Annotated in this window: 14 protein-coding genes; all 14 read right to left on the reverse strand. The window is 60.4% G+C overall.

All coding sequences use genetic code 11. From position 1 onward, the window contains the following. Positions 1-4 precede the first annotated feature (4 nt). A complete protein-coding gene (locus WKW80_RS07260; protein WP_340362884.1) occupies positions 5-4645 on the reverse strand; it encodes a pilus assembly protein in 4641 nt (1546 codons plus the stop codon). A gap of 156 nt (positions 4646-4801) precedes the next feature. Then, positions 4802-5356: a pilus assembly PilX family protein gene (locus WKW80_RS07265; RefSeq protein ID WP_340362885.1), complete on the reverse strand. Its 555-nt coding sequence runs from the start codon at positions 5354-5356 to the stop codon at positions 4802-4804. Then, complete coding sequence (locus tag WKW80_RS07270; protein WP_340362886.1) at positions 5353-6270, reverse strand: PilW family protein; 918 nt, start codon at positions 6268-6270, stop codon at positions 5353-5355. Before WKW80_RS07270 ends, WKW80_RS07265 begins: the two co-directional genes overlap by 4 nt. A 16-nt stretch (positions 6271-6286) precedes the next feature. Next, positions 6287-6892 (reverse strand): type IV pilus modification protein PilV, encoded by a 606-nt coding sequence (gene pilV / locus WKW80_RS07275; RefSeq protein WP_340362887.1) that lies wholly within the window; start codon positions 6890-6892, stop codon positions 6287-6289. 20 nt (positions 6893-6912) lie between these two features. Next, complete coding sequence (locus tag WKW80_RS07280) at positions 6913-7503, reverse strand: GspH/FimT family pseudopilin (protein WP_422822865.1); 591 nt, start codon at positions 7501-7503, stop codon at positions 6913-6915. A gap of 425 nt (positions 7504-7928) precedes the next feature. After that, on the reverse strand, positions 7929-8714 hold the full coding sequence (locus WKW80_RS07285) for a glycosyltransferase (RefSeq protein WP_340362889.1): 786 nt from the start codon (positions 8712-8714) through the stop codon (positions 7929-7931). Between the two features lie 3 nt (positions 8715-8717). Then, positions 8718-9401, reverse strand: a complete 684-nt coding sequence (locus tag WKW80_RS07290; RefSeq protein WP_340362890.1) for a class I SAM-dependent methyltransferase — start codon at positions 9399-9401, stop codon at positions 8718-8720. A 6-nt stretch (positions 9402-9407) separates the two neighbouring features. After that, a complete protein-coding gene (locus tag WKW80_RS07295; RefSeq protein WP_340362891.1) occupies positions 9408-12371 on the reverse strand; it encodes an O-linked N-acetylglucosamine transferase family protein in 2964 nt (987 codons plus the stop codon). 31 nt (positions 12372-12402) lie between these two features. Beyond that, complete coding sequence (locus WKW80_RS07300) at positions 12403-12729, reverse strand: hypothetical protein (protein WP_340362892.1); 327 nt, start codon at positions 12727-12729, stop codon at positions 12403-12405. 139 nt (positions 12730-12868) lie between these two features. After that, a complete protein-coding gene (locus tag WKW80_RS07305) occupies positions 12869-13318 on the reverse strand; it encodes a pilin (RefSeq protein ID WP_340362893.1) in 450 nt (149 codons plus the stop codon). A 456-nt stretch (positions 13319-13774) separates the two neighbouring features. Beyond that, positions 13775-14224, reverse strand: a complete 450-nt coding sequence (locus tag WKW80_RS07310; protein WP_340362894.1) for a pilin — start codon at positions 14222-14224, stop codon at positions 13775-13777. A gap of 217 nt (positions 14225-14441) precedes the next feature. Then, positions 14442-15248, reverse strand: coding sequence for a 3',5'-cyclic-nucleotide phosphodiesterase (locus tag WKW80_RS07315; RefSeq protein WP_340362895.1), 807 nt, complete (start codon positions 15246-15248; stop codon positions 14442-14444). A 25-nt stretch (positions 15249-15273) separates the two neighbouring features. Next, a complete protein-coding gene (locus WKW80_RS07320) occupies positions 15274-17547 on the reverse strand; it encodes a CHASE2 domain-containing protein (protein WP_340362896.1) in 2274 nt (757 codons plus the stop codon). Between the two features lie 12 nt (positions 17548-17559). Continuing rightward, entirely contained in the window at positions 17560-18210 is a 651-nt protein-coding gene (locus tag WKW80_RS07325; RefSeq protein ID WP_340362897.1) for an FHA domain-containing protein, read from the reverse strand. Positions 18211-18261: the final 51 nt, after the last annotated feature.

Consider the following 18261-nt stretch of genomic DNA (forward strand, 5'->3'; position numbering starts at 1 on the left):
TCGTTCAACGGTTACGGAAGATTTCGCGCCATGTGATTCGGCCATCGGTGCAGGCACCGCAGCGGTTCACCGTCTTCAGCGTGCCGTCGCCGGCGGAGATGATGGAACGGAACAGGCACTGGCCCGCACAGGCCGCCGGCGGTGCCGGCGTCTCGCCCGGCTGGGTCGGCGGCGTCGGGGGAATCCTGAACTGGCCGCCGCTGGCACCTTCGAAGTAGTTGAGATTGGTGATGCCGACCGCGCCTGTGGTCGTCACGCCGGGCACGGCACCGGCGATGGCAATTCCGTTGATGGGGTCGAGCGCCATGTCGAAGGAGTTGCCGTCATAGCGGCAACCATTCGAGGTCGCCGCGGGGGCCAGGGAACGAACGTTGACGCGGTTGGTGTCCTCGCCAAACGGGTTGAAGACGACACCTTCCGAGGCGACCGGCAGGTTGGCGTACCACCCCAGCTTGCCACTCGAATAGCTCACCGTGGCCGAGGTGATGTACCGGGTGCCCGACACGTCGGTCAGCGTCTGCTGCACGAGCTCTGTCTTGCCCGTTGTCAACGTCGACGTGGTGCCCGGCTTGTCGTAGATGCCATACATGGTGTTGGTGTACACCGTGGACATCGGGTAGTCGTTCGACTCGAGGGCCTTGCCGGTGGCAAATACCAGCTGGTAGCCGCCTTGCGGATTCGGGAACGTCACGATCGGCGTCGTGATGGGCTGCGGCGTGATGACGGTGCCAACCAGCGTGGTCGCCTTGTACAGAGGCACCGGGTTGTTCGATGCATCCTTGTTCGCGATCTTCCAGTTGGCCGGATTCGCATCGGTGACATCGAACTTCCAGACGTTGCCTTTCAGGTCGCCGGCATAGATGCGATCGATCACGCCATCGTTGTTGATGTCGACGGCCGTCGGCGACGCCAGGCCGTTGTCACCGGTATCGCCAGCGACGAGCGGCGTCACGATCTTGATGAAGTGCGTGCCCGCGGTCCAGGCGGTCGGACTGGTCGACGGCGGGCCGTCGGCGAACAGAATGTAGAGCGCAGCCCTGCCGGTGGCGCTGTTGTAGCCGTTGCCGTAGATGGCTGCCCACTTGCCGTTGGCCATGTAGCCCGACTGGAACGGCTGGCCGTTCGAGCGGATGTTGGTACGGCCCGTGATAAGGCCCATGTCGCTGGGCGCGGGCTCCGAGGCCTCCGTGAACTCCCACTTGACCACGCTGGAAGCCGATGCTTCATTGATCGTTTGCGGCTTGGTCACGTCCAGCGCGTACACACCTTTGGCGCCGCGGCCGAAAGCGCCGAAAAGGTAGGTCGACCAGGTGCCGCCAACCTTGACGTCGGCGGCCATGACGCTGCCGTCCATCGTGAGCCGCTCGGTCGACTCGCCCAGGTAGAAGTCCTTGGCGGTGAGGGCCGTCAGCTTCGAGTAGGGCGGCGCCGAGGACGTGGTGTAGAAAGCCCGCGGCAAGTATGCAAAGAGTTCGTGGCCGTCGGTGCCGTCGAACGCGTGCAGCATGCCGTCGTTGGCGCCGACGAAGACTGCTGACCGGGCCTTGTTCCCGTTGGCCGCAACGATGCCGGTGCGGAATGCGCCATAGCCCCCGCCGTATTGCGCATTGGTGTAGCCCGCGGCCGGGGCGCCCACATACCAGGGCGTGGAGTTGATGATTGCGCCGAGCCTGGCCGTGCGGATGCGATAGCCGGTGTCCGATTCATTCGAGGCGTCGCCGCGCAGCCAGTTCAGGCGGCTGGGGCCGTTCGCATCGACAACGCCGCTCGCCGGATTCGTGTTCAGCGCCGTCTGCTGAGTCGGAGACAGGTTGCTCCATCTGAAGGCGATGGGCCCCGTGTCCGCCATGGACAGCACGGCGCGGTTGCCATCCCATCCGAGGCCGCTGAGTGCGGTCGTGAGCAGCGCGCCGGCCTTCCAGTCGCTGGTGAGACTGACGCCCCCGTTCGAGTCGAAGCCGTAGCGCGCGAACTCCCCGCTGTTATCCGCATCGATGGGGCTTCCCACGGTCTTCGGCTTGACGCTGTAGGTGCTGGCATAGACATAGCCACCGGTCTGGGTTCGTGACGTCGTGGCTGCGGCTGGCGCCGCTCCGCCGGCCGTGAATACGGAATTGAACACGCTGGCCAGTGAACGCTCCAGTTGTGCCGGGTCGATGGCATAGAAGTACTTGTCAGGAACCCCGTCGCTGCCGGCGCTGCCATCGACTTTCTTCGAGTCCCAGGCATTGGTGGGCAACACGGAGCCCGACACGTAGTTGCCGGCCACACCGCGGTCGAACCCACCGTACTTGGCCGCGTACCACATCGGGTCGCGGAGGGCTTCGCCTGTGACGCCGGTCATGCTGAAGACGGCCGCAGTCGCCGTTTGCTGGACCTGGCAGCCGCTGCACCCGCCGCCGCTGAGATAGGTCGTGGGCGTGACCGTCACCGGGGGATTCGGGTCCGCGTAGGTTGCACCGTTGATGCCCGAGTGCATGTGCACGCCGTCCTTGTCGGTGCCTGCGATGGCATAGCCGAATCCCAGCGCATACGGCGTTGAACTGTAGGCCGCATAGGTCGTGATCGTGATCTTGCCGGTGGCCGCGTTCACGCTGTACTCCAGCGTGCCCCACATGTCCTGGTCGTAATCGCCGCCCTGCTCGGAGTCTTCCCACTGGACCACGAACTTGCCCGAGGTGGGCGACTGGCTGACCACCCGGAAGTCGACCAGCGCGCCCGCGCCGCCGGTGCCGGAGAAGAAGCGCATGGCCGGCTGGATCACAACGAACTTGCCGGCCTGGTTGGGCACTGGAATCTTGATGCGCGGCGTGGACGTGGCCAGCGCCACACCGTAGGTGTCGACCTTGAACGCGTCCGTGAAGATCGCGCCCAACGGCGGTGTGGTGTCCCTGATGCGATTGGTGTGGGCGTACTGCGCGGCGCCAGCCATCAGGAATCCGCCGTAGCCGGTCGGTGCTTCGGGGCAGATACCGACGCTGTCGGCCAGCGCGGAGATCGTCTTGTCGCTGCACAGGTTATTTGTGTTGCCTGTCGTCGAGCCGACCGTCCACCTCTTGCCCGTCGCGTAGAGGCCTTCCGCCGAGCCGATGTCGTTGGTCAGCGTCGTGACCAGGGCCTGCGAAAGTCCTTTCACGTCACCGGCGCTGCTCCATTGGTCGTTGTCGTACGAACTGACGCTGGCATTGAAGTTGACCACGCTGGAGCGCCTGCAGCTCACCGCGCCGAACGTGCCGACCGTCGAATCGGCGAACGGATCGGTCCAGGCGGCGACAGTCAGGCCCAGGGCCGCATCCTTGCCGCCGGTGGTGTTGAAGGCACCTGTCGGCGCCGCGCCCGCCAGATAGCGAAGCGATTCCAGGTACATCTCGCCAATAGGGTTGCCCCAACTGGCGCACTTGCCCTCGGTCAACCCGATCAGGCCAAAGTTGCACTGGTCGTTGCCGAGATAGGTGCCGTCACCGTAGTCGTAGCCATAAATGCGCAGCTTGTTCAGCGTCGAGACAATGCCGTCGATGCCTGTGAAGATGCCGCTGCGCAAGTCCACTTCCGGCGAGAACGGCGAAATGTTCTTGCGCAGCACGCCGCCCGAAATATTCTTTTGATAGCTGCCGGTGATCAAGCCGAATCCGGCTTCATTGCGCTCGCCGTATTTCTGCAGCAGCCCGACCGGCTTGTAGTTGCCGTTGGGGTAAAGCTTGCAGCGGTTCTTTTCATCGTCGGTGAAAGTCCACGAGTCGGTCTTGGTCGCATCGGTCAGGTCCAGCCCGGTCTTGCAGACCTGCACCCTGACCGTGTACGTGCCGGCGCCGAGTCCGGTCCCGCCAGGCCCAAGGGCGTTGCTGAGCCGCGAAGGGTTGCTGCCGCCGGCGCTCAGCCCCGTGACGGCCGGGTTGTTGCCGTTGCTGGCACCCTTGTCTTCCGACCAGTAGCACTGCCAACGCTCGTTGGAATTCCAGAGCGAGAAGTTGCCCTTGGCCACCTGCATTGCCGGCGGACCGGCCGCGTCGTGCGAAAACTGCAAGCTGCCGTTGCGAAAGGTCGCATTGCAGATGGTGATCTCGGTGGTGCCGCCGTACGGCGTGAGCTTGGCGATATCGGTGTTGTTGTAGTACTTGGCGAACGAGTGGGCGTCGGTCGGCAGATGCGCCCGCTCCAGGATGGTCGTCGGTGTCGTGTCGGTGGAGCGCATTCCGCCGTAGAGAATGCGGCGGATCACATCCATCCGCGTCATGGTGGCCCAGTTCAGGAAGTTGCCGCTCCACTCGTTGACGATCGCGCCGCCATAGTTGCAATAGTTGGTGGCGTCGACCTTTCTGGTCGGCACGTAGACATTGGCTGACGTGTCGTAGGTGTAGCAACGCTGGTTGTCGAAGTAGCCGTAGTACCTGAACGTGTGGCTGTACTGGGTCTCGATGACGCCGTCGCCGTCGAGGTCGGAGAACTCGTTGTAGGCCTTGTAGGAAAGCTGATGGTCGCGCGACAGGTTCAGCATCACCATCGGCGAGCCCTTGGTCTCCGTCAGGTACGGTGGCAATGGCGTGAGGTTGACGGCAACGGCCGAAGCGGCAAACAGGCCAGTCGCCATGAGCATCGCCATGCCCACAGCGCGTGCCACCCATCGATCCAGGGTCCGTGAAAACATTTCAGTTTTCCACCACGCTGTCGCGTGACCCGCGACACATGAAACCCAGGAGGAGCACCGCGAAATCTGTTCGTGGGCACCCGCGGAACCGGCTTTGCCGGGCCGCCGGGTGCGCCCCCTGGAGGGGGAGGCGCCGTAGGCGCTTCGGGGGTGTTTTCATTTCAATGCCTTCACCGAGGTTTGCAGCAAGACTTGCGTGGACAGGGTGGCGCCGTAACCCGTGGCCGAGACGCGATAGACGAAGGATTCGCCGAGCTTGAAGTACTCGATGAGGTACTTGGGCTGTCTTGCAACGACGGGCAAGGCGGCCGACCCCGTGAAGGCGCCGTAGTCCGCGGCCCGACCGGCAACGGTCCAGTTGTCCTTCTGCTCCCACACTGGCGTCGTGGCGTTCGGCAGGCACAAGCCGAGGGCACAGGTCGTGTCGAACTGGTCCGCGGTTTCCGGTGAGATCGGTGTCGATCGACATCCGCTGGTGCACAGCCCCTTGATGTCCTTCTCGGCATCGCGCAGCGCGGCTTCCGCGGCCTGGAACGCCAGCGTGCGGTCCGCTTCATTGCCGGCAACGCGCGCCGACAGGTTGGAACTCTGCATGGCGGTGATGCCCAGGATGCTCAGGATGACGAGGAACATCATCACGATGAACAGCGAAATGCCGCGCTGGCGCTGAAGGCGCCGAGGCACCGGTGGCGGGTGGCAAGAGGCGTTCATGGCGAAACCGTGACCGTGTTGCGCAATGCCACCGTCGCGCGGAAGACGCGGTAGCTCTCGGAGGGGCCGGGCGTGATCGCGGCGCCGTAGCAATCCGCGTAGGTGGTCCCGGTGTCGTTGCCGGACGCCTGGATGCTCCGACCCAACACGCACACATCGACGGAGGCAATGCCTTGCCAGTCGAGCGTGGTGACCGGGGTCGGCACCACCTTGCCTGCCGTCGAGATATACCTGAACGCCAGCTGCTCGATTCCCGGCACGATCGGCTGACTAGCAAGCGCCAGCGTACCGGAGACGCCATTGACCACCGGCGTGGTATCGGACACGCAGCCAAGCTGCCCCATCGACTTGGTGCCATACGGCGTCTGCGCATTCACCTGCGAGACGAAGAGGTACGACCGCACCTCGTAGGTTTGCACCCCGCCTGCGAGCTGCTTGCTTGCGGCCGCCGCACTGGTGCAATCGAAGCCTTGCTGCTTGCCGCCCGTGGAACCGTAGGCATCGGTCTCGTAGCGCGTGAAGATCGATGCCGATTGCCGCTGACCCGCGGGGGTGGACGTGCGACAGGCAAGGTCCGCCATCGTCAGCGTCCCCGTCGAATTGGCGTTCACATAGCCGTAGTCGCAGGCGGCCAGCTTGCTGTCCAGCGGCAGCGTGGGGCCGGGCGCGGTCGGATCCACCATCGCGAAACCGGCGCTCTGAATGGACTTGGTCACGAGGTCGATCGCAAACCGGCCGTTCTCTTCCATCTGCGAGTTTTCGGAGACGGCGTTGTACGACTGCTTCGAATACAGGTAGACGGCCGAGGCGATGATGACCAGGACCAGGCCGATGGTCAGGCCGACCATCAGTTCGACCAAGGTCACGCCCCGATGGCGTGAACGACTTCTGCGGGCGGGGGGACGAGGGTGCATGACTTGGGCCGGCAGCTCAGGGAATGATGATGAAGTTGCGGCAGCGAATGCCGGCCGGCGCAGCGGCCGCGGCGGGGCAGCAATTGCGCGCGTCGATGCCGCTGGTGGAAGCTCCGCAAGTCGGGCTCTGGTCCAGCGCGCCGGCGGTCGTCCGGAAGTCCTTGTCCATGTACATCGACGTGACCGTGAATCCGCCGGCCACCGTGCCGGTGATTTGCATGGCGCCTTGCGGCAACAACGTCTGGGCCTTGAACAACAGGTCGGCGAGGTCGTCGGCTGCAACCTCCGCAGGGCTGCACGTGCCGGTCGTACGGCAGTTCAACTTCGTCAGCGTGGCGCCCTTGGCGGTCGCGTAGTTCGCGGTGTATTGGTAGTTCGCATCGATCGCCTTCGGATTGGCCCTGATCCGCTCGCCGAGATCGCTCGTGATGTCTGTCACGCGATGCATGGACCATGCGGACTTCTGGAACGCGAGGCCGCCCACCTGCAAGCCCGCAATGCCCAACAGGCCGAATGACATGACGACCAGCGATACCAGCGCCTCGATCAGGGTGGCGCCGCGCTGGTCTTGCTGCTGCTTCTGCCTTGCGTGACTGATGAACCGGGGATGTCTCGTGTTCATGCTCGCTTCCTTGTTGACTCTCAGAAGTCGGGGCAAGTCGTCAGCGCGTAATCGGCGACGCGGATACGACCCACCTTGCTGACGCAGATCGTTCGGCCGTACTTGGCCTGGTACGCGGCGTCGGATGACTTCGCGTAGATCTTGAAAAACTGGGCGGTGCGCGCGAAGCCGGCGCTGCCGAAGGTCAGGATGCCGGGGGAGGAGCGGTCGAAGCCCATCTGCGAGTTATCGGGGTCGACGGCCGCCTGGGTCTTGAGGAGGATGTCGCCGGCGCTGAAATTGCCGTCGCCGTCTGCGTCGACGAACGCCTCGACCTCGTATGTGTTCCAGGCGGTGGTTGAAACACAGGCGTTGCTGCCGGCGTTCTTGGGGCAGACGATGACATCCTGGTTGCGGACGATGGCTTCGCTGCGGGCAAAGCTCGCTAGGCCGACGAAGCCATTGACGCTGGATGACAGGCGGGTGCCGACAAGGAAGTCGCGCAGGTTGGGCAGGCCCAAGGCGACGAGGATGCCCAGGACGACGATGGTGACCATCAGTTCCAGGAGCGTCACGCCTCGGAAGGAGGCCGCGATCGACCGGCGAAGTGGCAAGGAGGTTTCGTCACACATGTATCCAATGGTGACAAATCTGCGGCGAAACTGTTACCGCTTGTCCCCCAAACCGGTGCCGCCCGTCGAAATGGTGACTACTAACGTACTACAAATTGACGATAGCGAGCAGGCGCATTAGGCGCGGACACCGGCGCGCCAGGTGCGTCCTCGTCAAAAGGCGCGCCACCCATAAGAACCGCCGACATTCGCTGCAGATCGCCCGCACATCGGCGCGCGAGAGGACATATGGAATGAATGCCAAAGCGGCTGGTCGTGGGCAGCAGATTGTTGCGCACCCTTATGTGTCCGCACTTGTTGACACTTCGCAGTCGCACGACAGCAGCACGTCGATGTCAAGTTGAGTTGCCGTCCGCAGGAAGTCCGCCCGCAGTTGCCGGTTGGCACCTCTTCCTCGACGATCCTCAAAGGCCCCGCCTATCGGCCTATTTCTTCCACTTCTTCAGATAAACAGCAAAATTCCTCTTCCAGCCGTCGGAACCAAAGGCGCCGCCGCTTTCGTGGACGAGGTCGATGGGCCATGTCCCCATGGTCAAACCTGCCTTCTCCGCGGTTCGGCAGAAATCCATGTCGTACAAGTGGAAGTCAAACGTCTCGTCGAACTTCACGCCCGCTCTCCGCAGGGTCTTTCTGCGCGCAGCAAGAAAGACGCCGTCCAGCAATTTGCAAGGGGCAGGAGCTGCGCCAAAGTAACTAAGTGCCGACGACTTCTGGTTCCCGGTCCGCACCGCGCCGGAAAGGTTGGGATGGTCCCAGATGAAGTTTCCACCTTCTATGGCGCGAAAAAGCCATGCAGGTTGGGCGTCGACTCTTCGGCGGTTTCCTGCAATTCCAATAATATCGAATTGCTTTGTGCCCGCTCTAATTCTTTCCAAAACGTTGGCGTCGTTGAGCCAGATGTCATCGTGAACAAATACTACAGTGTCATCCGCCTGGGATTCTACCAAGGCCCTGTTATAGACAGCCGGCAGGCCTTCTCTATTTTCAAAAAAGACAGTCGTTTTAACCTCTGAGTTGGATCGCAGCGCAGCCAATTTGCGTCCGGTCATTGTTTCAGTCCAAAACGATCTCTCGGGGCTTCTGGTCGCAACTACAAAATGAATAGACCTTGTTTTCCCTTCAAACGCCGCTTCGTAAGCAATTTTTCCCAGGAGGGTCGACCGAATCACGCGAACGAGACGGCGCCACTGCTTGTAAAACACAAGTGCCATCGGTTAATTCACCTTGCGGCCTACGAGCACATATTGCAAAGGAAGCGACATACTGACGAACTGTTCCGGCTCCTGGTGCAAGTGCTGAGCCAATGGCTCCAGGAACTCGAGTATTTCCCGACCTGCGGGCTCATTGAATACGCGTGGTACCACCTTTTCGACAGACAACCCCTCATTTTGGAGCAGCAGGCACATGTCGCTCAAAGCAAACCATCGAATATGCGTACGGTCGAAAAGGCCTTCGTCATGCCGAGGCCAACTCCCGCTGACAAGCTGCACAAATACGCTCCAGTGCTGAACATTGGGAATGCACGCAATCAGCACACCACCTGGCTTCAATCGGGCCACCGCTTGCTGAACAGCTATCTCAGGCGCGTAAAGATGCTCCAAAACATCGCCAAAAACGATGCAATCGAAATGGTTTGGCGGAATGGCCTCCTTCATTTGAGGGTGATCGTCCCAATGCGGATAAGTGTCGACATTGCATTGAATCGCGACATCAAGAAATCGAGCGGCATCCCGCAAAGGCTCAGCCGCGATATCGATGCCCACATAAAAAACAGTTGGATTTTTGATCTTTACCGCTTCTGCGAGCGCCCCTGCCCCACAGCCGAACTCACATATCGACTGCACTTCGGCACCAATTAAATCAAGGATGGTGGTATTGACGTTGCTGTAGTACGCCATGATGCTTCACGCTCCCCTTTCCAGAAAAAGTTTTTGGGTTGTCACAGCCACATCGACCGAGCGCACCGGCACCGTCAAAGCGGAATTGTTTTCTTCTGGAAAATCAAAAGCATTAATGCCAAGAAGTTCGGCCGCCCGCATCCGGGCTTCGCCGAGATATTGTTCGTCCAAGGGTACGCGCCAATCAACACTAACTCCAAGGCACTGATGTACCGCAAGCCTCGCCCCCGCAGCAGCGGCAGCATGACTGAAATAATCCTCTAAATGCGTTCCTCCCTGCTCCAGTTCCGACTCCAAGTAGCTCTTTGCCTCGGAAATCCACGCGCCTGATTTCAAGACTAGGAATTCACCCCCGAGAACCCCAACTCCGCTAATAGTTAATTGAGGTTGATTGCCAAAGAACTGGACTTCGTAGAAATCCTTCTTTTCTCCCGAAGGAATAATGAGCGAGCCGCTTTTTTCTGCAACCGCACTCAGTCTCCAATCCGACTGGCGCCAAGATTGCGCACCGGTGACAGATAGCAGGTCCGAAGAATTCATGGCCTCCATCAGGTCGACCCAGAAACTGGTATTGAATATCCTCACGTTCTTCTGAATCCAGATTTTGTAGTCGGCGCCTTCGTTGTCGAGACTTTCTTCGTAAGCCTGCAATTTCAGCCCTTCGCTTAGCTGTCGAACGTGGATCTTGAGCGATGCCGGCGGCGCACCCCTGATGGTCAGGTCATCTGCGATCAATTGATACAGTGCGGAGTCATCGCAAAATATAAGCACCTCGACATTTTGAGTCCGGCCTCCGCTTGAATTGTTTTTGACATTCGCAGGCATGGCGGCCGCTGACCCGGCGCGAATGCACGCTGCGATCTGACGCAATTGGAGGCGATCCATTTCACTAGCGCCTGCCAAAAGGTTTCGATTCTCGATAACGCGCCGGGCCTCGTCGGCGCGATCGAGAAGCAAATGCAATCGACTCAGATTGATCGCGACTTTCGCGTGGTCGGATTGGGAGACGATCGGGAGCGTTCGCTCCAGGTAATCCGCAGCTTCCTGAAACTTACCCTTAGATGTCAGGCGCTCGGTCCAGAGCACGTTTGCAGCGCCATTTGTTGGGTAATGGGCCAAGCAATGATCGACGATCCGTCGCGCCGCATCGAACTGCCCAGATCGAAGGACATAATACGCGCGCCGGATGATTTCGTCTTCGGGGAGCACACCCACGCTAGACACTTTCGCCTGATTTGATTCTGACGTCACGTTGTTCAATTCATGCCGAATCATGTGCTCGAAGTCTCGTGCGAACAAATTTCGATCGCCCAATGCGCTCTGTTGGAAGCGTTGCCGCATTTCCGCTCTCAAGGCAGGAAGACAATCCATTTCTACAGCAGCACGCACTGCACGGCTGACATATTCTTCTGGCGTCCTCACCACCCAATCTGCCAGGCCCAGATTATTCATGATGGATTCGCCCATCCTGGAGACCAGCGATTTGCCGGCCATCGTAACAATAGGGACTCCCATGTAGGTGGCAAAGCACGACGTCGTGCCGCCGTTGAAGGGGTAGGTGTCCAAGATGACGTCGATTTCCGAATAGGACTCGGAGAACTTGTCCCCTCCCTCAGGCTTGCGGATGTCTATTCGGTCCCTGGAAATGCCAAGTTCAAGCAACGGCGACAGCATGGCATCTTGCGCGGCAGGGTCGTTGAAGTTGATGGCCCGCAGCAACAGTCGAGACCGAGGAACCTGAAACAGTATTTCCGCCCAACAACGCATCATCTGCGGCGTGATTTTCGCGAGGTTGCCTACGCAGCCAAAGGTGATGAAGCCGTTGGCGGTGCATGGAGGCACCGAAGGAGCCACTACGGGGGCCATGGGATCGTAGCACCAAAAGGACCGGGGTAGGACCGCAATGCGCTCTGAGTAATAACGCGCGCTTTCGGCGCCATCTACCATGTGCACGTCGAGCATCTTGAGGTCTATTGTATTCAGACCGGTGGTCGGGGGATAGCCAATTCCCGTGACCTGGAGTTTCGCTAAGCGCGCCTGAAGGAGATTGAGTCGGTTGGACGAGGAGTGACCGGCCATTTCCACCAGCACATCCAAATCATGGGAAAGGATCAGGTCCCTGAGATCGACATCTTGGAATTCGGCGACGGAAAAAAATTGATCCGCTGTTTGTTCCACCAAATCTGTCTGTTCGTCCCTTTTATGCGCGTCGTGGTATATGAATATTTCGAATTGATTTTTGTCATGCCCTTCCAGCAAGGGGCGAAAAAAAAAGTTGACCGAGTGCGCTTGAAGGTCCGGCGACCAATAACCGATTCTGATTTTTCTAGGTTCGCTGCGAACAATCTCGATTTGCGGCGAACTCGGCCGACGACCGGCTTCGACTTCGAGTGGTTTCAGAGTTTCAGCCCAAAATCTGTGCTCGGTAGCCAGTAATGCCTCATCTGGACAACAGTAGGCGAGCGAAAAAAGATAGGAGTTTCCCTGTCTCAGATCGTCGAATTTTGACAACCAGCCTGCCAAATTATGCGGCGCCGCACTGGCGGCACTGCCGCGCGAAAATAATATTGCGCCATATACGGTTCTTATATTAGCGAGATAAGGGCTCTGCAGCCTGGCCTTCGCCAAATATTTAAGACTTTCTTCGGTCTTGTATTTGCTCTTAAGTAAATTGGCGTAATTAGTCACCACCGGAAAAAAGGCGTCATTGAGAGCAAAGGCCTTTTCGAAGATTTCGGCTGCAGCTTGCTCCATGCCCACGGCCGCAAGACAGCAGGCATAGTCGTTGAGCGCGTCGACGTCGTGGGGCTGGTACTCCAGATATTTTTGGTACTCGGCTTGCGCAGCCCTGATATCGTGATTTTCGAAAAGCCTCTTGGCGCTGAGATATAAATCCCTGATCGTTTGCGGATCGGGCCTTGAGTTTCCCGTTAGCGGCACCAGGAAGCGGCGTACCAATGAACCAAGCATCAGAATTTTCCGTCTATCAAAATTTAATGATTTATGGCTTTTTTGGCTGCTTGGTCATAGCGACAACGAAACCCTCGACTGCAACATCGATGAAGTCCTTAGGGTATCCGGCGCTTTCCATTTCCCAACGAAAGTTGTTGGTCAAAACTGTGCGCCTCAGAAAACCTGGCTTATTCTGCGTACGGTAATTGGCGGCGCGCTCGTACACTTGTTCGAGAATACGTGTGATTCTGCTGGCCGACAGAGTATGTCGTCGCTCCACCATGGTTGTCGGCGAGATGTTCTTGACCAAGTGCGCCGCCAGATCGCTGGCCAGCGCTTTTTCGGCATTGTGGTCAAAAATCGAAGGCAGTTGCATTGGTTGGGTCCATGTAAAAAGCCCCTCAGCCAAAGCATGAGGGGCTCGGGTCGGCGATTGCGTCAGTTTACTGGGCTACGTCGACAGGCGAGCTGGAATGCGAGCGCCGTCAGGCGTTCAGTTCCAGAGTTCGCCCGCATTATCCGCGGCACGAGGCGGGGACGTACTTCGTAGGGGAGCCGGAGCAGGCCCAAGTGAGAGTTCCAGCTGCAGATTGAACCGACGGCGTCAAAATGATGGTCGCATTAGCTCCAACTTGGGAGGCAGCAGGATCGGCAATGATGGTAACAACGCCGGTGGTATCACCGACCGAGGCGCTGGATACCTTGCCAACAGCGGCAATCGAGCAGGCCGACGCGAGACCGCCAGGGAGTGCAGATGCACTGCCAGCCGATTGATACGCTTCTGTGACGCAAGTGCGTGCCGCACTCGCGGCCAACACAAGTTCTGACACCTTGGCGCGGATCGTATAGTCCTTGTAGGCGGGCAGCGCCACAGCCGCCAAGATGCCGATGATCGCCACGACAATCATCAGTTCGATAAGGGTGAAACCCATTTGCACGTTGCGTGCGATAGACCGACGGTTCATTAACAACTCCAGGTTGGTTGAGTCCGGGAAAACCTTCCCCGGAGCGCTTAGGCATCCGCAGCATCTGTGCCAACGCCAATGTCCCTATTCGAGCCTGTGGTCCCGCGCATTTGTTCACATTCCACCTATACCATCTGACAGTTCTTGTTGAGCGGTTCGCGAGCAAGTGACAATTTTTGCCAATTTACCCAAAAGTGTCGATTCCTCGGGGCCGACACCTGACGGTTCGATTAAAGAGAGAGCGATGTTGATCCAGTTCGGTGACGGCAAGTTGCTGCGGTTAGATTGGCCGCCATGGCGGCATTTGCATGAGGCACCCCACGCAAAAGAGTCTCCCAGCAGTTGCGTGGGAGACTCGGGTCGGTAGGCCTGATCAGCTTACTTTGCCCCACCGTAAGGGGCGATCATTGGCGCGGCAATCGCCTCAGGAGAGCCGCGCTGAGTCCAGAACTGCGATTAGCCGCGGCACGAGGCGGGGACGTACTTCGTAGGGGAGCCGGAGCAGGTCCAAGTGAGAGTTCCAGCTGCAGATTGAACCGACGGCGTCAAAATGATTGTCGCATCAGCTCCAACTTGGGAGGCAGCAGGATCGGCAATGATGGTAACAACGCCGGTGGTATCACCGATCGAGGCGCTGGATACCTTGCCAACAGCGGCAATCGAGCAGGCCGACGCGAGACCGCCAGGGAGTGCAGATGCACTGCCTGCCGATTGATACGCTTCAGTGACGCAAGTGCGTGCCGCACTCGAGGCCAACACAAGTTCCGACACCTTGGCACGGATCGTATAGTCCTTGTAAGCCGGCAGCGCGACCGCCGCCAAGATGCCGATGATCGCGACAACGATCATCAGTTCGATAAGGGTGAAGCCCTTTTGCACGCTACGTGCGACAGACCGACGGTTCATTTACTTACTCCAGGTTGGTTGAAAGCCCGGGAAACCCCTCCCGGAGCGCTGAAGTAAGGGCAGCATCTGTGCCAATCGCTAAACCCCCCATATCGGACGGTTGCGCCGCCCAATTGCAGACATTCCGCTTACACCTCCTGACACAACTTGTTAGCAACTGTGACAAAACTGTCTTTTATGTGTCAAAAAGTGTCAGATGCGCTTCGCCTTCTCATTCTCAAAGCGTCAACACCGCAGCCGCCTTCAACCACCGAATATCCCGCTCCTCCAACCCATGCATCTTCCACCCCTCCGAAAGCGCATCGATCTGGCTCATGATCTCTTCCGTCTCGGCCGGCTTGGTATGCGTGATGTAGATGGGGTAGCGCTTGCCCGCCGCAATCTGTGCCAACTCGTCAGCCAACGTGATGGGCGATAGATGCAAGCTACGCCGCGCCAACGCCTGCTCCCGATTACTGAACGCCGTCTCGATCACCAGCACTCCCACATCCAGTTCGTTGACGCGCTGCCAGAAGGGCTCGTTGCGTTCCGTGTCACCGCTGAAAACCCAATACCGGGTCCCCTTGACGCAGCGCACCGCATAGCCGCATGCCGGCACGGTGTGCACCGCAGGCAAGACCTCGATGTGCTTGGGCTGGCTGCTGCCCAGTTGCAAGGTCTGCCCGATCGACACGGGATGGAAGGTAACAAAGGGCGATTCGGTGCTGGGGATGCTGGCGAAGTCGGGCCAGATGGTGTTGTTGAAGACGTGCGTTCGCAGCGCCTCGATGGTCGCTTGCAGCGCATGCACGCGCAGCGGCTTGGTACGCAGGCTCGCCACGGTGTCGAGCATCAGGGGCAGGGCGGCGATGTGGTCGAGGTGCGAATGGGTCAGCACCACGTCGTCGATGCTGGCCATTTCGTCGAGGGTCAGGTCGCCCACACCGGTGCCGGCGTCGACCAGGAGGTCGTTGTCGACCAGGAACGAGGTCGTCCGGCAGTCCTTGGCAATGGCACCTGAGCACCCCAGTACACGCACCTGCATATTGCAGCGCCTCTTCTCTTGGTCTCTACTTGGATTCGAACCGGGTTGCGCCGTCCCATTCCGGGTCAAAGGGTCGCAATTTCATCGAGGCTATACGCTCTGCATACAACCGGTAAAGGACTTTTTTCGCATCCCGGGCCAGCAGCTCGTTCACTGCAGTCTGCGCTTCGTCTGGCTGCTGCGTCCGGTAGGCCCCCAGCATTTTGGCCCATTGCGGAAATTGGCTGGCCTCTTCTGCCGTCATGGCGGTCGCGTGGCCCAAGGGGGCGTAAATGGTGACGGCCTGCTGCCGGCCCTTGACGCGCACGCGGTCCAGTTCCTGCCACGCGAATGCGGGGGCGGCTCGCATTGTGGTCTCGCTGGCCACGATGACCTCGCCATAGGTGCTGCCAAGACCCTCCAGGCGCGACGCTAGATTGACCGCGTCGCCGATCACCGTGTAGCTGCGCCGCACGGCCGAGCCCATGTCGCCAACGCTCATGACCCCGGTGTTTATGCCGATGCCGACACTGATCGCCGGCCGGCCAGCCTGGCGATTCTGCTCGCTGAGTTCGCGAATCGACGCTGCCATGTCGATCGCGGCCTCGACGGCCAGCGCCGCATGATTGGGCGTGTCCACCGGCGCACCCCAGAAGGCCATGACGCAGTCACCCATGTACTTGTCGACCGTACCGTCGTAGCGGCTGATGATCCGCGTGAGACGGTTGAAGACGGTGTTCAGGAACTCCTGCAGTTCCTGCGGCGACAGCTGCTCCGAGAGATTTGTGAAGCCGCGCATGTCGCAGAACATGACGGTGAGCTCCTTGCTTTCGGCGCGCATGCTGTATTGGGCCGGGCGCTCCAGCATTTTTTCGACGAGCTGGCGTGGCACGTAGGTGCCGAACAGGTTGGCCAGCCCGCGGCGGCCGCGTTCTTCCACGAAGTAGCCCCAGCCCATGTTGGCGGCAAAGGCCATGCCCATCATGAGCAGCGCCGATGCGAGGGGTAGCACGAGCCCGCCCGACACGAAGAGCCATGCGTTCAGCCCCACGACGGCCGCGATGGTGGCCGCGAAAAGGATCACGGCGCGCGACATCCTCAGCAGCGAAAGGCCCAGCGCAAGGATGATGCCGGCGCTCGCGAGCACCACGACTTCGTAGCCCAGCGCATAGTCCGGCACGGCAAGCAGCCGCCGGTCGAGCAGGGCCGAGACAATGTTGGCTTGGATTTCCACGCCCGGGAACGTGGCGCTCGTGGGGGTGGCGCGCAGGTCTTGCAAGCCCGGTGCGGTGGTGCCGACGAGCACGATCTTGCCTTGAAGCCCCCCCGGCAGAAGCGCACCCGCCAGCACGTCCATGGCAGAGACGTATTGAAACGAGCCGCCCAGCGCGCCGCCGGACCCGCGGTAGGGAATGAGCATGCTCGCGCGCTGGTCGACCGGTGCGAGCAATGCATTCTTGTCGTCGCCCAGCTTCAGCGCCTGGATGAGGGGCCGGCCACCGTCGTCGCCAAACGGGTTCGATGCAAAGGTCGGGGTCACCCTGGAAATACCCGACGCCAGGCGATAGACCGCGAGCCCGAGCGATTCGTAGTAGCCGGCCGGCGCCGCGCCGCCTTCATACCGGGCGATCAAGGGCGCCGCGCGCAGCAGTCCGTCGCTGGTCGATTCCAGGTCCGCGTTGATGAAGCCGGCGGTCGCTGTCGACTGCGCGAGCGGCGCGATATTGCCGCCATAGCCATTCCACTCCGGGGCATAGGCTCCGCGCGCCGGAAAGGCGGTCAGCGGCAACACGGGTGGCGGCATGACCCCTTTTGACAAAGGCGCGATGCCCTGGCTGAAGTAGTAGCCAAGCGCCACCCGATGGCCCTCGATGGCACGCGCAAAGCTGCCGTCGAAGTCCAGCGAATATTCGAGCCGGGCGAGTTCCGTCGCGAGCGCGGCGTCTCGCTCCAGCGGGCCGCGCGACAACTCGCGCAGATTGGCGAGGCCGGAGCTTCGATCGACGTCCGCAAACACCATGTTGAAGCCGAGCACCGCCGCCTGCTGCCGGCCCATGAGTTCAGTGGTCAGGCGCGCGAACTGGTCGCGGCCCCATGGCCATTGGCCGATGGCCTGAATGCTCGCGTCGTCGATGTCGACGATGACAATGCGCGGGTCCAGCGTCTTCGGCATGGTGGCACGCAGACGCCAGTCGTAGATGTAGTTGTCGAGGCTGTCGACGAATGGTCGCCGCTGTGCGCCCACGGCGTGCAACAACACCAGCACCATGGGCACCAGCGTGATGAGGATGCGCTGCCAGTGCTTCAGCAGCGCAGCCATCGCGCCCGGGGCTCAGGTGTGGACGAATTGCATTCGGGTGCCGCCAAGTTCGAGCACATCGCCGTCCTGCAACGCGACGGCGTCACTGCCGAGCGGTTCGCCGTTGAGTACGGTGCCGCCGTCGATCGGCGCCACCACGTAGCCCTGCAGACGGCGCGTGACCGCGGCCACCGCCACGCCTGGCTTGCCGATGGTAGTGACGACCTTTTGCAGCGAGAGTTCGCGTCCGGCACCCGCGCCGGAGAGCACGCGGATGACCGCGATGCCCGTGCCAGCATTGAGCGGCGATAGTTCAGTGGGCGCGGTAGACAGGGGAATCGGCATTGGCGCCGCCGAAGCGGGGCCCCGCACAACCCCGGCATTTTCGGACGCAACACTGGTTGCGAGGTACCGGATCTTGTATTTGCCGACCTCGATGACGTCGTTGTGCTCCAGCGCCTGCTTCTTGATGGCGCGCGCATTGACGTAGGTGCCGTTGGTGCTGTTGAGATCTTCAAGATAGACGTCGCTGCCGATCATATGCAGAACGGCATGCTCCCCGCTGATCGCCAGATTGTCGATCACGATGTCGTTATAGGGCCGCCGCCCGAGCGTGGTGCGGTCCTTTGCGAGCGTGACCTCCTTGATCACAACTCCGTCGATCGAAACGATCAATTTCGGCATGGCCGACTCCTGGAACTCAGTGTGTTTTTAGCCACCTGCGAATGCTCGCCG

This window comes from Variovorax humicola (assembly GCF_037889915.1).
Classification (GTDB): Bacteria; Pseudomonadota; Gammaproteobacteria; order Burkholderiales; family Burkholderiaceae_C; genus Variovorax; species Variovorax humicola.

What these genes read in the sequence shown, in the direction of transcription:
- WKW80_RS07295 (WP_340362891.1), bottom strand. Translation starts at nt 12,371, where the DNA reads ATGCTTGGTTCATTGGTACGCCGCTTCCTGGTGCCGCTAACGGGAAAC.
- WKW80_RS07270 (WP_340362886.1), bottom strand. Translation starts at nt 6,270, where the DNA reads ATGCACCCTCGTCCCCCCGCCCGCAGAAGTCGTTCACGCCATCGGGGC.
- WKW80_RS07305 (WP_340362893.1), bottom strand. Translation starts at nt 13,318, where the DNA reads ATGAACCGTCGGTCTATCGCACGCAACGTGCAAATGGGTTTCACCCTT.
- WKW80_RS07280 (WP_422822865.1), bottom strand. Translation starts at nt 7,503, where the DNA reads ATGTGTGACGAAACCTCCTTGCCACTTCGCCGGTCGATCGCGGCCTCC.
- WKW80_RS07325 (WP_340362897.1), bottom strand. Translation starts at nt 18,210, where the DNA reads ATGCCGAAATTGATCGTTTCGATCGACGGAGTTGTGATCAAGGAGGTC.
- WKW80_RS07310 (WP_340362894.1), bottom strand. Translation starts at nt 14,224, where the DNA reads ATGAACCGTCGGTCTGTCGCACGTAGCGTGCAAAAGGGCTTCACCCTT.
- WKW80_RS07300 (WP_340362892.1), bottom strand. Translation starts at nt 12,729, where the DNA reads ATGCAACTGCCTTCGATTTTTGACCACAATGCCGAAAAAGCGCTGGCC.
- WKW80_RS07290 (WP_340362890.1), bottom strand. Translation starts at nt 9,401, where the DNA reads ATGGCGTACTACAGCAACGTCAATACCACCATCCTTGATTTAATTGGT.
- WKW80_RS07315 (WP_340362895.1), bottom strand. Translation starts at nt 15,248, where the DNA reads ATGCAGGTGCGTGTACTGGGGTGCTCAGGTGCCATTGCCAAGGACTGC.
- pilV (WP_340362887.1), bottom strand. Translation starts at nt 6,892, where the DNA reads ATGAACACGAGACATCCCCGGTTCATCAGTCACGCAAGGCAGAAGCAG.
- WKW80_RS07265 (WP_340362885.1), bottom strand. Translation starts at nt 5,356, where the DNA reads ATGAACGCCTCTTGCCACCCGCCACCGGTGCCTCGGCGCCTTCAGCGC.
- WKW80_RS07320 (WP_340362896.1), bottom strand. Translation starts at nt 17,547, where the DNA reads ATGGCTGCGCTGCTGAAGCACTGGCAGCGCATCCTCATCACGCTGGTG.
- WKW80_RS07285 (WP_340362889.1), bottom strand. Translation starts at nt 8,714, where the DNA reads ATGGCACTTGTGTTTTACAAGCAGTGGCGCCGTCTCGTTCGCGTGATT.
- WKW80_RS07260 (WP_340362884.1), bottom strand. Translation starts at nt 4,645, where the DNA reads ATGTTTTCACGGACCCTGGATCGATGGGTGGCACGCGCTGTGGGCATG.